This is a genomic window from Flavobacterium sp. N2270 (assembly GCF_025947225.1).
Taxonomy (GTDB): Bacteria; Bacteroidota; Bacteroidia; order Flavobacteriales; family Flavobacteriaceae; genus Flavobacterium.
In genome coordinates, this window is sequence record NZ_CP110005.1 from 1,108,113 (window position 1) to 1,123,086 (window position 14,974).

The following is a 14,974-nucleotide window of genomic DNA, read 5'->3' on the forward strand; positions in this document are numbered from 1 at the left end:
ATGCTTCAACCCCTAACGCAAAATAAAATAGTAAACAATGTTATATTCAAAAATAGAAGGAGAAGGGAAACCTTTTTTAATATTACATGGCTTTCTTGGTATGTCAGACAATTGGAAAACACTAGGTTTAGAGTTTTCTAAATTACCATATCAAGTTCACATGTTAGATTTAAGAAATCATGGAAGAAGTTTGCAGTCTCCAGTTTTTAATTATCAAGTATTGGCTCAAGATGTAATTGAGTATTGTGCCGAAAACAAATTGGAAAACATAATTTTATTAGGGCATTCAATGGGAGGTAAGGTTGCAATGGAAATTGCGTGTACACATCCTAATTTAGTTGAAAAGCTAATTGTTGCAGATATTGGTCCAAAATTTTATCCACAGCATCATCAATCTATTTTACAAGGTTTGTTGTCGGTTGATTTTTCTTTAAAACCTTCTCGATCTGATGTTGATGAACAAGTTTCTAAATATGTAACTGATTTTGGAACAAGACAATTTTTGCTTAAAAGTTTATATTGGGAAAAACCAGGGCAACTAAATTATAGATTCAATATCAATTATTTAAATAATAATATTGATGAAATTGGTAAAGAATTATCAGAAAATATGATTTTTGAGAAAAAAACTCTTTTTTTAAGAGGAGAAAACTCAAATTATATTTTAAATGATGATGTTGCGAATATTCAAAAGCATTTCCCAAATATGATTTTACAAACAGTTTCATCAGCTGGTCATTGGTTACATGCCGAGAATCCTAAAGAATTCTATAATTATGTAAATGATTTTTTAAATAACTAATTTTTTTGAAGGAATTTATTATGAATGCATAATATTTTTTAACAAAATATTGGTAATTCCATATTTTATTATAATTTTGAATAATTGATATTAATAAATTCAGAATAAAACTAACACATTTTTACATTATGAGAAAATTACTTTCTTTAACATTATTAGCTTTAGCTGGTTCTACTGCTTTCGCAGGAGGGTATAGAGTAGCTTTACAAGGGCAAAAGCAATTAGCTATGGGGCACACAGGTGTTGCTGTGGTGAATAGTGCGGAGGTTACATTTTTTAACCCTGCAGGTATGGCTTTTTTAGAAAATAAATTTAATTTATCTGTTGGTGCAAATGCACTTTTTGCAGAAACAAAGTTTCAAAACTCTACTTATAATTGGACAAACTCTACAAGTAATTTTGGAACTCCATTTAATATTTATGCTACCTATAAACTTAATGATTGGTTAACTGCAGGTTTAGCAGTGTATAGCCCTTATGGTAGTGCTGTAGAGTGGGATCAAGACTGGCAAGGTTCTCACCTTGTAAATAATATTGATTTACAAGCCATATTTGTACAGCCAACTGTTTCTGTTAGATTAGGTGAGAAATTTAGTATTGGTGGTGGTCCTATATATGTTACGGGTTCTGTTGATTTTAACAGAAACGTAGATAGAACAACTACTGATGAAGATGGAAACAGAACTGACTTAACGATCAATGCAAAAGGAATTACTGCTTGGGGTTATACAGCAGGTTTTATGTTTAATCCAACTGACAAATTAAGATTAGGGGTTAACTATCGTTCAGAAATCATAATGGAAGCTAGAGATGGTGATGCTAAATTTAGTGATGTACCTGCTTATGCTGCTGGAACTTTAACAAACACAACTTTTGATGCTGATTTACCTTTGCCAGGTGAGTTAACTACAGGTTTGTCTTATCAAGTTACTGATAAATGGTTAGTTGCTTTCGATTATAACTATACACTTTGGAGTGCATACAAATCTTTAGATGTTGATTTTCATAACAGCTTACCAACTTCTGTTAACCCAAGAAACTACAAAAATGCAAGTACATATAGAGTAGGTACTCAATATGTTGCTACAGATAAGTTTACTTTCAGAGCAGGTTGGTATTTCGACGAAAGCCCAGTACAAGATGGTTATTTCGCGCCAGAAACTCCTAGAAATGATTCTATGGGATTCACAGGAGGTTTAACTTACCAATTTAGTCAAAAATTAGGAGTTGATTTCTCATTCCTTTACTTACACTTTGATGAAACTGATAATTCTTATGACCATTATAATGATGGTAGTAGTTTTGGTGGTACATATAAATCTAGTGTATTCTCTCCTGGAGTTGGTGTAACTTATAGTTTCTAATTTAAAAAAAATATACGATAATGAAAAATAAATTTATATACTTAGCTGTTTTGGCTGCAGGTTTTATTTCTTGTGAGCCAGAATTTGAAAATGAAGTTGATGCAAATTATACTTCAGGTGACGCGGACTTCTCATCTTATGTTGCTATTGGTAACTCTTTAACTGCCGGATATATGGACGGTACAGTTTCTAGAGTAGGTCAGTCTTACTCTTTTCCAAATACTCTTGCAGGACAATTTGCTGTAGTTGGGGGAGGAGTTTTTACCCAACCATCTTTTGCAGATGATATTAACAACCTAGGGGGTTTAACTTTAGGAGGTTTTCCAATTGCCGGAACAAGATTAATTATTAATGCTGATCCATCAGTTGGAGGGCCAGAAAATATTGCTGGATCTTCAACAATTGAAGTTTCAAACTTACAAGCTCAAGCATTTCACAATATGGGGGTTCCTGGAGCAAAATCTTTTCACTTAGTTGCTGCTGGTTACGGAAATGTAGCTGGAGTTTCTTTAGGACAATCTAATCCTTATTTCGTGCGTCATGCTACTTCTCCTTCGACAACAGTTTTGGCTGATGCTATGAGCATGAATCCAACTTTTTTCACAAACTGGATTGGTGCTAACGATGTTTTAGCTTATGCAACTTCAGGTGGTGTGGGTGTAGATCAAACAGGTAATATGAATCCTGCAACTTATGGTTCAAATGATATTACCGATCCACAAGTTTTCGCAAGTGTATATTCTACTTTAGTAAATACACTAACTCAAAATGGAGCTAAAGGTGTAGTTGCTACTATTCCAAGTGTTACTTCAATTCCATATTTTACAACGGTTCCTTATGCACCACTTACTGCACAAAGTATTGGTAAAGGGTTAGTGCCACAAGGAAGTGATACAGCTACACAAATTGCAGCAGGTACAGCTGCAATAAATCAATTAAACTCACAGTTGTATGGTCCTTTAAATGGTGTTTTTACTGCTTATGGAGAGCCAAATAGAGTTAAGTTGTTGTCTACAACTTCTGCTAACCCTATATTAATTACAGACGAAAATGCAATTGATAGATCTGCTCAAATTACTGCGGCTTTAACACCGTCATTAGGGGCTCCAACTGCTGCTGCTTTTGGTGCTATTTTTGGAAAAGCTCGTCAAGCTACGGCTAATGATTTAATTGTTTTGCCTGCCTCATCTTATATTGGTACAGTAAATGCCTCGTCTCCATCAACTTTAATAAATGTAAATGGGGTATCTTATCCTATGGGAGATCAATGGGTTTTAACTCCAGCAGAGAAAAATGCAGTTGCTAACGCTACAACAGCATATAATAATGCTATTGTTTCAATAGCTGCATCAAAAAATTTAGCTGTTGCAGATATGAATTTTATTATGACTAGATTGACAACGGGTTTAAAGGTTGATGACGGAACTATTTATACAGCTAATTATTTTTCTTCAACTACAGCATCAAGTGTTTTGTTCTCTTTAGATGGAGTTCATCCTAATGCGAGAGGTTATGCTGTTATTTCTAATGAAATAATTAAAATTATTAACTCATATTATCATGCTAATATTCCTTTAGTAAGTGCGGCTGGCTTCCCTGGAGCTACAATTCTGCCATCAAACTAATAAAATTTAATAAAATTTAAAAAAGGCACCATTTTTGGTGCCTTTTTTTATGTAAAAAAAATAAAGAGATATGAATATATTAATTAGACTTGTTATTACAACAATCTTGGTTGTTGTAATTGCGCATTTTTTGCCAGGAATTTCAGTTCAAGATTATACATCTGCACTGTGGGTAGCTTTGGTTTTAGGAATTTTAAATGCTTTTCTGAAGCCTATACTCGTTTTACTTACACTTCCGGCAACTATCCTTACTTTAGGGCTGTTTTTGTTGGTTATAAATGCAGTGGTGATTTTAGTAGGAGATTACTTTGTGGATGGCTTTATTGTGAATGGTTTTTGGAATGCATTTATATTTAGTATTTTACTGTCAATAAGTCAATCTGTCATGAATGGAATTTTTATTTCTGAAAAATAATATTTTAGACTATTGAAATTCAAATAATTAAAAACTTGTTTGAGTTGCAAAAAATGTATAATTTTGCAACCCAAATTTTATTACCTTTAAAATAATATAAAATGAATATTACAAGAGAAAATGTAGATGCTTTAAATGCTGTTGTTACAGTTGCTATTTCTAAAGAAGATTATTCTAGTAAAGTTGAAAAAATATTAGCTGATTACAGAAAAAATGCAAATATACCTGGATTTAGAAAAGGGGCAGTTCCTGCAGGAATGATTAAAAAGCAATATGGTAAAGCTGTACTTTTAGATGAGGTAAATAAATTACTACAGTCGTCTTTAAATGACTATTTAGTTAAAGAAAAATTAGATATTCTTGGAAACCCATTACCAAAAGTTACTGAAGATTTTAATTGGGATAAAGAAGATTTTACTTTTGAATTTGAACTTGGATTAGCTCCAGAATTTACTGTAGATTTAGCTTCAGTAAAAAAAGTAAATAAATTCAATATTATTGCAGATGAGAAAATGCTTAATGAGCAAGTTGAGCGTATTCAAAAACAATATGGTAAATTAATTCCTCAAGATAAAGTAGAACAAGATTTTACATTAAGAGGAACTTTTTCTAATGAAGAAGCAAACATTAATAACACAACGAATATTACTTTAGATATATTTAGCGATAAGAAAACAGCTAAATTATTCATTGGTAAAAAAGTAGGTGATGTTGTTGAATTATCTACAAAAGGTTTATTTGATGATGACCATAAATTAATGGATTATTTAAAAGTAGATCATGATAATGTTCACGGTTTAGATGTGGTAGTAAACTTTACAATTGAAGAAATCAATAACGTAGAAAAAGCGGAATTAAATCAAGAATTATTTGATAAATTATTTGGTGAAGGAACTGTTTCTTCTGTAGATGATTTAAAAGCTAAGATAAAAGAAGATGCTGAAGGTCAATTTGCTCAACAAGCAGATCAGAAATTCTTAAGTGATGTTATTGAAAGTTTAATAGAAAACACAAAATTTGATTTACCTTCTACTTTCTTAAAAAAATGGATTATGTCTGCGGGTGAAAATCCTTTAACAGCAGAACAAGCTGACGAAGAGTATGAGAAATCTGAAAAAGGTTTACGTTATCAATTAATTGAAGGTAAAATTATCGCAGGTAATGATTTGCAAATTAAATTTGAAGATTTAAAAGCGCATACTTCGGTTTTAATCAAACAACAAATGGCTCAGTTTGGTCAATTAAATCCAACCGACGAAGAAGTTGAAGGAATTGTTGCAAGAGTACTTTCAAATCAAGAAGAAGCTAAAAGATTGTCAGAGCAAGTTATGAGTGCTAAAATGCTTGAACTTTTCAAAAATAAAATTTCTGCAAAAGCAAAAGATGTTTCTTATGAACAATTTGTAAAAGAAATGTACGGAGAATAAATTCTCGTAAAAAATAATTATCTTTGAACGTCAAGCTTAATAAGTTTGACGTTCTTAGTTTTAAAATACATAAAAGTAAAATCAATATGAATTTCGGAAAAGAATTTAAAAATTACGCTACTAAGCATCACGGAATAAACAATATGTATTACGATAAAATCGTAAGTAAAATTACTCCAATAGGAATGACTCCGTATATTATGGAAGAGCGCCAAATGAATGTTACTCAACTAGATGTTTTTTCTCGTTTAATGATGGATAGAATTATCTTTTTAGGAACAGGGATTGACGATCAAATTGCAAATATAGTACAGGCTCAATTATTGTTTTTAGAAAGCTTAGATGCATCTAAAGACATTCAAATTTATGTAAACTCTCCAGGTGGAGGTGTTTACGCCGGTTTAGGTATTTACGATACTATGCAGTTTATTAAGCCAGATGTTGCTACAATTTGTACAGGTATGGCAGCTTCAATGGGCGCGGTTTTATTATGCGCTGGTGCTGCTGGGAAGAGAAGTGCGTTGCCTCATTCAAGAGTGATGATTCATCAACCTCTTGGTGGTGCGTCGGGACAAGCTTCTGATATCGAAATTACAGCTCGTGAAATCATCAAATTAAAAGGAGAATTGTATGAAATTATAGCGAAGCATTCTGGACAAACGATTGATAAAGTTCATGATGATAGTGATAGAGATTACTGGATGATTGCTAGTGAAGCAAAAGAATATGGAATGATTGATGAAGTTTTAGTAAGAAGTTAATAATAAAAATCTTCTTTAAAAAAGAAAATAAATAAAGATGGCGAAGGAAATTTTAGAGTGTTCATTTTGCGGAAGGAAAAAGCCAGAAACTAGTTTGTTGATAGCTGGTATTGATGCACATATTTGTGATAAATGTATTGAACAAGCACATGGAATAGTTTTAGAAGAAATTAAACAAACAGGGAATACTGATTTGCTTGCAGATACAGTTTTGCTTAAACCAAAAGAAATTAAATCTTTTTTAGATGATTATGTTATTGGACAAGATCAAACTAAAAAGGTAATGAGTGTTGCGGTTTATAATCACTATAAAAGATTATTGCAAAAACAAACAGACGATGATGTGGAGATTGAAAAATCAAACATTATAATGGTTGGTCAAACAGGTACTGGTAAAACATTAGTTGCAAAAACAATTGCTAAGATGTTAAATGTTCCATTGGCTATTGTAGATGCTACTGTTTTAACAGAAGCAGGTTACGTAGGTGAAGATGTTGAAAGTATTTTGACTCGTTTGTTGCAAGCTGCTGATTATGATGTGGCTAAAGCCGAAAGAGGAATTGTCTTTATTGATGAGATTGATAAAATTGCTCGCAAGAGTGATAATCCTTCTATTACAAGAGATGTTTCTGGAGAAGGCGTGCAACAAGCTTTACTGAAGTTACTAGAAGGAACTGTTGTTAATGTGCCGCCAAAAGGAGGTAGAAAACATCCCGACCAAAAATTCGTTGAGGTAAATACTCAGAATATTTTATTCATTGCTGGTGGAGCTTTTGACGGAATTGATAAAGTGATTTCAAAAAGATTAAATCGTCAAGCTGTTGGCTATAGTTCGTCAATTAGTGCTGAAAATGTAGATAAGGATAATTTATTACAGTATATCATTCCAAAAGATTTGAAAGATTTTGGTTTAATTCCTGAAATAATAGGAAGATTGCCTGTTCTTACGCATATGGATCCATTAGATGCAGCAACTTTAAGAGCGATTTTAACAGAACCTAAGAATGCTTTAATAAAACAATATCAAAAATTATTTGCAATGGATGATGTTGAGTTTACAATTGAAGATGAGGCATTAAACTTTATTGTTGATAAAGCTTTAGAATATAAATTAGGTGCAAGAGGTTTACGCTCATTATGTGAAGCAATCTTAACAGATGCAATGTATGATTTACCAAGTTCTTCAGAAACCAACTTAAATGTTGATAAAGAATTTGCTGAACAAAGTTTAAATAAAAATTTATTACAAAGGTTGAAGACAGCTTCTTAATTTCAGAAGTATTATTATAAAATAAAAAACCCCGCTATTAGCGGGGTTTTTTATTTTATGCGTCTTTAGTTTTTTCAATTTCTTTAGACTTTTCAGCCTTTACATATCTTGCTTTACAGCTCCATCCGCTTGAACATGATGTTAATAACGCAGTACTAGATAGTGCTAGTACAATTATTCTTTTTCTCATTACTAATTTTTTGATTTGTTAATTTTAAATTCAACACGTCTATTAGCTTGGTCTTGTTCTGGGGTGCAATTTGTGCAATCGTTTAAAGGTTTAGATTCTCCATAACCTTTATATGTTAATCTTTCTTTTGAAATTCCCTTAGCAATTAAATACTGAACAGTTGATTTTGCTCTTCTTTGAGATAACGCTAAGTTATATTTAGCAGATCCTTTGTCATCAGTATGAGCATTTATTGTTAAAGTCATTTCAGGAAATTGGTTCAAGACTTCAACGATTTTATTTAATGACAATTCAGATTCAGCTTTGATAAGATCTTTGTCGAAAGCAAATAATATATTTTCAATAACAATTGCATCTGCAGTAATTTCTGCTTTTTTCTGCTTCAGTTGAATTGGGTCGCTTAATAAGTTTTCAGAAGTAAATCTAGTTGAAAATGGTTCGTAGCCTTCTTTTTCAACAGTAATAAAGTTGTAAGAAATAGGATTTAAAGGGATTTTTATTTTTCCATTTTCATCAGAAACAGTTTCATTTACAATTTCGCCAAATTCATTTTTAATAATAATCTTCGCATTTGGTAATGGCACTTGAGATAATTGTTCAACAATTGTATAAGTTGGAGAAGTTTTGTCTAAGTGTTTAACTTCAAATTTTAAAATGTCAAAATTTCCTGAATGAGATTTATCAGTAGATAAATACCCTTTATCTTCAGATACTAAAACAAATGCTAAATCATCTCTTCTCGAGTTTAAAGTAACTCCTAAATTTAATGCTTCTAAATATTTTCCATCTACAATAGAAGATCTAAAAACATCATATCCACCTATATTCATATGTCCTTTTGAAGAGAAATATAAATGTTTGTTGTCAGCAGTAATGTTAGGGAATTTTTCGTCTTCTGCAGTATTTACGTTTGGACCTAAGTTTATAGGTTTTCCGTAAGTTCCATCAGTATTAATTGAAGCTTCGTATAAATCGAAACCACCAAGTCCACCAGGAATGTCAGTTGCAAAAAATATTTTTTTACCATCAGGTGAAACACTTGGAGTTTCAATAGTATATCCATCTGGTATTAAAGTAACTTTTTGAATATTTGTCCAATATTCTTTTGAGTCAAGGTCTAAAGTAGCTTTATATAATTCAAGTTTTCCTTCTTTCTCAGGGTTTTCTTGCGTATAGTAAATTGTTTTCTCATCAGGAGAAAAAGCTATTGAACCTTCATTGTCTTTAGAGTCAATAACACTTGAAAACAATAGAGGGAAAGATAAATCTCCATTTTCTTTTACATCTACACAATATAGGTTGTTGTTTGGAGTATTGGTCTTTTCATTTACAGTTGTTTCAAAATGTCTTCTTTTCTTATTAGACAAAATGATATACTTGTTTTTAAAAAATGATGTTCCTACTTCGTTTAGCTCTGAATTAATGCCAGTGTCGTTTAAAACATAGCGTACGCCTTTCGTAGAAGCGTTAATTACATTGATAATTGAGTCTTTTCCGTCTAAACGTTGAGGCTCTTGAGCAAATAATGAACAATTAATTAAAATGGTTAAAGCAGTAATTTTGATTGTTAATCGCATAAAATATTTTCTAAGTTTCTGTTTATTAAATAGTTTTACTTAAATCGGTGGCAAAAATATAGGTTAATTATTTAAAAGATACATTTTTTTAACTTTTTTTTTATTTTTTGTTAAATTCATCGATAAAATACAAAAAAAAACGATTTAAAGCAAGTTAAATCGTTTTTATAATTTTAAGAATAATTTAAAATATTAGCTATTTTGAACATGTTTTTTAAATGATTGATTTTCAATAGTTGTTTTTATTGTGTTTTGTTTAACTTCACATCTTCTTCCTGGTCCACATTTATATCGTTTAGGTCCGCATGAAATCAGAAAGAATAATCCTAAAATTCCTGTAATAATTGTTTTCTTTTTCATCTTTTCATTTTTTAGGTTAAGTGTTCTTGTGTTGCTAATATTGACTCTAAATAATTTCGTTCATTAGATAAGCGAGGAACTTTGTTTTGTCCTCCTAATTTATTTTGATTTTTAAGCCAATTGTAGAATAATCCTTCACTTGCGATATTAATTCTTAACGGATTTAATGTAATATTATTACTCCGTTTAGCTTCATAATCTGAGTTTAATTCCTGTAATGTATTGTCTAACAATATACTGAATTTTTCAATATCTTCTGGTTTTTTCTTAAATTCTATAATCCATTCATGTGCACCTTTTTCTTTCCCTTCCATAAAAATTGGGGCTACAGTATAATCAATTACCTCACAATTAAATGCTGCACAAGTAACTGCAATTGCTTTGTCGGTATTTTCAACCATTAATTCTTCTCCAAAAACATTAATGTGGTGTTTTGTTCTTCCGGTTACCATAATTCGGTGAGGACTTAAAGAAGTGAAACGAATAGTGTCTCCAATTAAGTATCTCCATAAGCCAGAGTTTGTAGTGATAACAATAGCATAATTTTTAAATAGTTCTACTTCACTTAAAGGAATTACTTTTTGATTTTTTGTTCCAAAAGTATCCATTGGAATAAATTCATAGAAAATTCCATAATCTAACATTAAGAGAAGTTCACTAGAATTGTTTAAGTCTTGAATACCAAAAAATCCTTCGGAAGCATTGTAAATTTCGTAATATTTAAAATTATCTTTTGGAAATAATTTTTTGTATTGTTCTTTATAAGGTTCAAAATTAACTCCGCCATGAAAATATACTTCAGCATTTGGCCAAATCTCTAACATGTTCTCTTTTCCTGTTTCTTCTAGTGCTTTATTTAAAAGTACGAGCATCCAACTTGGAACTCCAGCTAAACTGGTTACATTTTCATTAATAGTTTCATTAATAATTGCCGGAAGTTTGGTTTCCCAATCGCTCATTAATGAAACTCTACTGCTTGGTGTAGAGCTAAATTCTGCCCACACAGGCATGTTGTCTATTAAAATTGCGGATAAATCTCCAAAAAAAGTATTGTTGTTTTCATACATTTGTTTGCTTCCACCTAAGCGAAGACTTTTTCCAACAAACATTTGAGAATTTTCATTGTTATTTAAGTATAAACACAATAAATCTTTACTAGCTTTGTAATGACAGCCTTCTAAAGCCTCATTACTCACAGGTATAAATTTACTTTTTGCATTTGTTGTGCCACTAGATTTTGCAAACCATTTAATGTTCGTTGGCCAAAAAACATTTTGAGCACCTTTTCTTGTTTGTTTAATCATTGGTGCGAGCTCTTCATAAGTAGAAACAGGAACTCTCTCACTAAATGTTTTGTAGTTTTTTATTGAGGAAAATTCATGTTCTTTACCAACAACTGTGTTTTCGGCAGTTTTTAATAAGTTAAAAAGTAATTCTTCTTGTACTTCATTTGGGTATTTAATAAACAATTCAATTTGATGAATACGTTTTTTTAAAATCCAAGTAGCAATAGAATTAATTATTGGTAATGCCATTTTTTAATTATGAATTATGCGTTATGAATGATAACTTTACCAAAAATAGCAATTTTTTTATTTTTTTGACTATAACATTTAAATTTTAAGAAGAATGACATATCAAGGTGTCTTGCAAAAAATGCAAACTGAGTTTTTAAGCCCTATTCAATATTATTTAGTATTTGAAGATAGTTTCTTGAATGTGAATCAACTAATAGGTAAAGAAATAGAAATTTCATTTCAAGGTTATCAATGTTTGAATTGTGGTAAACAAAAGAAAATTTTTAGACAAGGTTATTGCTATGATTGCTTTATGAGTAGTGCATCTGTTGGAGATTGGATTATGAAACCTGAGCTCAGTACAGCACATTTAGATATCGAAGACAGAGATTTAGCTTATGAAAAGCGTGTGCAATTACAACCACATATTGTTTATTTGGCTTTGTCTAGTGATGTTAAAGTAGGAGTAACAAGAAAAACGCAAGTTCCTACACGTTGGATAGATCAAGGTGCAATAGAAGCAATTCCTGTTGTAGAAGTGCCTAATCGTTATTTAGCGGGGATTACTGAGGTTGCTTTGAAAGATCATTTTACAGATAAAACAAGTTGGCAAAAAATGCTAAAGAATAATGTTCCTAATGTTGATTTAATTTCAGAGCGTAATTCAGTTTTACAATGGTTACCTGAAGAAATAAAGCCTTATTTTGCAAAAGAGCAAGCCTTATATAAAATAGATTTTCCAATTGAGAGTTACCCTACTAAGGTAAATAGTTTAAATCTTGAAAAAACTCCTTTATATAGCGGGAAAATGTTAGGAATTAAAGGGCAATATTTATTGTTTGAAGATGGGACGGTTTTTAATATTAGAAGTAATGAAGGTATTGTAGTAAAAATGGAAGTTTAGTTTTCTAACATGTTGAATAAAAAAATCCCATTTCTAAATTTGAAATGGGATTTTTGAGTTGTATGATATTTGCGTTTATTCTTTTTTCTTCTTTCCTCCAAGTAAACCACCAAGTACGTTTTTTACACCATCTTTCACATCATCTTTTGTTGGTGTTTTTGGCGTTGTGGTTTTAGTTGTGTCTGTAGTAGTTGCTGCAGCATTGTTTAAATTGGAACTATTCCCTCCTAATAAATTTGTTAAAGCGCCAGTACCTTGGCCAATTAATTTATCTTTTTGCATTTTAACCAATTGCGTAACTAAATTAGTAGTTGCTTGCTTCGTATCAGTAGTTATTTTAGGGTTGTTGAAGTTTCCGCCTAAGATAGCATTTACTGGTATGTTTTCTATTTTTGCAGCATCTGCAGGAGTTAATTTTGCTAAAAGTTTGTTTACATCTGTGCCTAAATATTTAGCAGGAACATCAAATTTAATGTTGTAATCCATTGTTTGGTCAAAACCATGAGTTCCTCCAACTTGCATTTTAATATCTTGATATTTAATATCAAATGGTTTAACTGCAACTTTACCATCTTTAAATGATAGTACTGCTTTTACATCATCTAAATTTAACTTTGAAACATCAACAAATTTCACATTTGAACCTAAAGCGGTTAATAATTTTGAATCGTTTGCATTTATTTTCGACCCCACTAATTGTCCTAATAAATCTCCAGAAAGAGTTTTAAGGTTTGGCGTCATATCATTAGTTAAATCTCCTGATAAATTTATAGTAGAATTTAATTTTCCACTTATTGTATTTGCAATTGGCGCAATTGATTTTAACATATCAATTTGAGTAAATGATTCAGCAACATTTAACGCATTTAATCCTAAATTCATGTTGAATTTTGGAGTAGTTCCTTTTGTAGAAACAGTTCCTGTTAAACCAATTTGTCCTCCAAAAAGCCCCATTTTTAAATTGTTTAATGCAATTGCTTCGTCTTTAATAACTAAATTTCCAGAAACATCTTTTAAGTTTAAATTATCATAAACTACAGTGTTTGCTTTTGCTGTTAAACTACAATCTAAGAAAGATGGAATTTTTACCGCTTCTGTTGTTTTTTTACCTTCTTCAGTTGTAGTAGTTGTTGGAGCCATAAAATCAGAAACTACTAATTTATTTGAATTCATATTGAAATTTCCTTTCAATACTTGGTTTTTAAACATAAATCCGTAGAAATTATCTAATGCTCCAGTTACTTGAATGTCAGAATCTCCAGTTTTTGCATCAAATTCGTTTAGTTTAATTTGGTTAGGATTAAAAGCAATGGTAGCTTGATTTATTTTGAATGGTTTTGCCATTTCTGGTCCTTCATAATTAAAGCCTGATAATGATATGGTTCCGGCATTTGAAATATTTTGATATTGACTAGTTTCAACTGATTTCATGTCAAATTTAGTCACAACATCTGCTTTCAAAATTCCGGTTAACGGTTTGTCTAATTGTACAGGATATGCTTTTGTAACATTTGCTAAATTGATAATTCCTTTTAATTCGGCATTCACCAAAGCGTTATCAAAATTTCGAACATTCGCTTTGATATTAAAAACATCTTGATCAATTGTAAATGAAAGTTTATCTAAATTAACATAAGTGTCGTTCATTAAACCTGTTTCATTCACAATATGAGTATCAATGATAATATTTTTTACCGATTTTGGTAAATCAGGATATTGAAAAGAAGCGTTGTTTGAAGCAATTTCAATATTAAATTTAGGAATTGTAGTTTCGGTTAATTCACCATTTACTTTTCCGTTAACTGTAAAATCTCCGGTTGTTTTTACTTTCTTAATATCTCCAGAATATGCTTCAGGAATTAAACCAAGAAAGTTGGTAAATGAAGATGTTGGAGTGTTGAATTTTAAATCATAAACTTGTCCGGCGTCAACCATTTGAACAAAACCGTCAAACTCTAAAGGCAATTGGTTTATTAATGCTTTATTTTCTTTAAATTGAAACTTCATTTTATCTAAATCAATTCCTAAAACAGCGTCAAGAGTTATGGCTACATTGTTCATGTAGTTTGTCTTTTCCATTTCGAAAGAAAGTTTTGCTGTTGTTTGAGTGTCTAAATCAAGTATTTGTGAAGCAAAGTTTCCAGTACCATCATGATTAATGCTGTCTAAAACCATTTTCATGTTTGAACCTTCATCTAAATAAGTGAAGTGCATATTCTTAATTGCATATTCTTGTATGTTTAATGCAAAAGGTTTGCTTTCTTCTTTTTTATCTTCTTCATCTTTGTTTTTTAAAGCAATGTCGAAATTTCCTAATCCATCTTTATTAAAAATGATATTTACAACTGCATTTTCACTGCTAAAACCCTGTAAGTTCATAGGCTCATTTTCATCTTTAAAAAGCTCTTTAATACTCATTTTTAAGTTCAATTCGCCAGAATAGAATAAAGTGTCACCTTCAAAAGGAGCTTTGTTAATAATACTAAGCTTGTCTATAGTAACATTAGCATTTGGAAAACTTTTAAATAAACTTAAATCTACGTTTTCAAATGCAACTTTAGCATCTACATTTTCATTAATGGCCTTAAGGACCATAGCTTGAATTTTATCTTTAAATAAAAAAGGAATAGCCGCAAGAGCTGTTATTGATAAAAAAAGGAAAATTCCTAAACCAATAAATACTTTTTTAAAGTTAATTTTTTTAGACATGTCGATTTTTTGTTTTTAAAAGTTAGATGCGTTTTAGCTTAATTATCAGCACA

At 30.8% G+C, this 14,974-nt stretch carries 13 protein-coding genes; 8 read left to right on the forward strand and 5 right to left on the reverse strand.

Going from position 1 to position 14,974, the window contains the following annotated elements; genetic code table 11:
- Positions 1-37: 37 nt before the first annotated feature.
- The 7 genes from OLM55_RS05095 (at position 38) to clpX (ending at position 7,664) form a co-directional block, all read left to right on the forward strand.
- Positions 38-802, forward strand: coding sequence for an alpha/beta fold hydrolase (locus tag OLM55_RS05095; RefSeq protein WP_264560335.1), 765 nt, complete (start codon positions 38-40; stop codon positions 800-802).
- Positions 803-930: 128 nt separating this feature from the next.
- Positions 931-2,166: an OmpP1/FadL family transporter gene (locus OLM55_RS05100; RefSeq protein ID WP_264560336.1), complete on the forward strand. Its 1,236-nt coding sequence runs from the start codon at positions 931-933 to the stop codon at positions 2,164-2,166.
- 20 nt (positions 2,167-2,186) lie between these two features.
- Entirely contained in the window at positions 2,187-3,791 is a 1,605-nt protein-coding gene (locus OLM55_RS05105; protein WP_264560337.1) for an SGNH/GDSL hydrolase family protein, read from the forward strand.
- Positions 3,792-3,861: 70 nt separating this feature from the next.
- Positions 3,862-4,206, forward strand: coding sequence for a phage holin family protein (locus tag OLM55_RS05110; RefSeq protein WP_264560338.1), 345 nt, complete (start codon positions 3,862-3,864; stop codon positions 4,204-4,206).
- 101 nt (positions 4,207-4,307) lie between these two features.
- The gene (gene tig / locus OLM55_RS05115) at positions 4,308-5,633 is read left to right on the forward strand and encodes a trigger factor (RefSeq protein ID WP_264560339.1); all 1,326 of its coding nucleotides are present in this window, start codon (positions 4,308-4,310) and stop codon (positions 5,631-5,633) included.
- 86 nt (positions 5,634-5,719) lie between these two features.
- Complete coding sequence (clpP, locus tag OLM55_RS05120) at positions 5,720-6,394, forward strand: ATP-dependent Clp endopeptidase proteolytic subunit ClpP (RefSeq protein ID WP_264560340.1); 675 nt, start codon at positions 5,720-5,722, stop codon at positions 6,392-6,394.
- A gap of 37 nt (positions 6,395-6,431) precedes the next feature.
- A complete protein-coding gene (gene clpX, locus OLM55_RS05125) occupies positions 6,432-7,664 on the forward strand; it encodes an ATP-dependent Clp protease ATP-binding subunit ClpX (RefSeq protein ID WP_264560341.1) in 1,233 nt (410 codons plus the stop codon).
- Positions 7,665-7,719: 55 nt separating this feature from the next.
- Here the strand turns inward: clpX and OLM55_RS05130 are convergent, their stop codons facing one another.
- The 4 genes from OLM55_RS05130 to OLM55_RS05145 form a co-directional block, all read right to left on the reverse strand.
- Positions 7,720-7,854, reverse strand: coding sequence for a hypothetical protein (locus OLM55_RS05130; RefSeq protein WP_264560342.1), 135 nt, complete (start codon positions 7,852-7,854; stop codon positions 7,720-7,722).
- A 2-nt stretch (positions 7,855-7,856) separates the two neighbouring features.
- Positions 7,857-9,431: an OmpA family protein gene (locus tag OLM55_RS05135; RefSeq protein WP_264560343.1), complete on the reverse strand. Its 1,575-nt coding sequence runs from the start codon at positions 9,429-9,431 to the stop codon at positions 7,857-7,859.
- 192 nt (positions 9,432-9,623) lie between these two features.
- The gene (locus OLM55_RS05140) at positions 9,624-9,791 is read right to left on the reverse strand and encodes a hypothetical protein (RefSeq protein ID WP_264560344.1); all 168 of its coding nucleotides are present in this window, start codon (positions 9,789-9,791) and stop codon (positions 9,624-9,626) included.
- A gap of 11 nt (positions 9,792-9,802) precedes the next feature.
- Positions 9,803-11,326 carry a GH3 auxin-responsive promoter family protein gene (locus tag OLM55_RS05145; RefSeq protein ID WP_264560345.1) on the reverse strand — a complete coding sequence of 508 codons (1,524 nt, stop codon included), beginning with the start codon at positions 11,324-11,326 and terminating at the stop codon, positions 9,803-9,805.
- Positions 11,327-11,420: 94 nt separating this feature from the next.
- Between OLM55_RS05145 and OLM55_RS05150 the strand changes: the two genes are divergently transcribed.
- Positions 11,421-12,212, forward strand: a complete 792-nt coding sequence (locus tag OLM55_RS05150; RefSeq protein ID WP_264560346.1) for a DUF2797 domain-containing protein — start codon at positions 11,421-11,423, stop codon at positions 12,210-12,212.
- A gap of 75 nt (positions 12,213-12,287) precedes the next feature.
- On the opposite strand, the gene OLM55_RS05155 is transcribed toward OLM55_RS05150, so the two are convergent.
- Entirely contained in the window at positions 12,288-14,921 is a 2,634-nt protein-coding gene (locus OLM55_RS05155; RefSeq protein ID WP_264560347.1) for an AsmA family protein, read from the reverse strand.
- Positions 14,922-14,974: the final 53 nt, after the last annotated feature.

What these genes read in the sequence shown, in the direction of transcription:
- OLM55_RS05135 (WP_264560343.1), bottom strand. Translation starts at nt 9,431, where the DNA reads ATGCGATTAACAATCAAAATTACTGCTTTAACCATTTTAATTAATTGT.
- OLM55_RS05110 (WP_264560338.1), top strand. Translation starts at nt 3,862, where the DNA reads ATGAATATATTAATTAGACTTGTTATTACAACAATCTTGGTTGTTGTA.
- OLM55_RS05100 (WP_264560336.1), top strand. Translation starts at nt 931, where the DNA reads ATGAGAAAATTACTTTCTTTAACATTATTAGCTTTAGCTGGTTCTACT.
- OLM55_RS05095 (WP_264560335.1), top strand. Translation starts at nt 38, where the DNA reads ATGTTATATTCAAAAATAGAAGGAGAAGGGAAACCTTTTTTAATATTA.
- OLM55_RS05130 (WP_264560342.1), bottom strand. Translation starts at nt 7,854, where the DNA reads ATGAGAAAAAGAATAATTGTACTAGCACTATCTAGTACTGCGTTATTA.
- OLM55_RS05150 (WP_264560346.1), top strand. Translation starts at nt 11,421, where the DNA reads ATGACATATCAAGGTGTCTTGCAAAAAATGCAAACTGAGTTTTTAAGC.
- OLM55_RS05105 (WP_264560337.1), top strand. Translation starts at nt 2,187, where the DNA reads ATGAAAAATAAATTTATATACTTAGCTGTTTTGGCTGCAGGTTTTATT.
- clpX (WP_264560341.1), top strand. Translation starts at nt 6,432, where the DNA reads ATGGCGAAGGAAATTTTAGAGTGTTCATTTTGCGGAAGGAAAAAGCCA.
- clpP (WP_264560340.1), top strand. Translation starts at nt 5,720, where the DNA reads ATGAATTTCGGAAAAGAATTTAAAAATTACGCTACTAAGCATCACGGA.
- OLM55_RS05140 (WP_264560344.1), bottom strand. Translation starts at nt 9,791, where the DNA reads ATGAAAAAGAAAACAATTATTACAGGAATTTTAGGATTATTCTTTCTG.
- OLM55_RS05145 (WP_264560345.1), bottom strand. Translation starts at nt 11,326, where the DNA reads ATGGCATTACCAATAATTAATTCTATTGCTACTTGGATTTTAAAAAAA.
- OLM55_RS05155 (WP_264560347.1), bottom strand. Translation starts at nt 14,921, where the DNA reads ATGTCTAAAAAAATTAACTTTAAAAAAGTATTTATTGGTTTAGGAATT.
- tig (WP_264560339.1), top strand. Translation starts at nt 4,308, where the DNA reads ATGAATATTACAAGAGAAAATGTAGATGCTTTAAATGCTGTTGTTACA.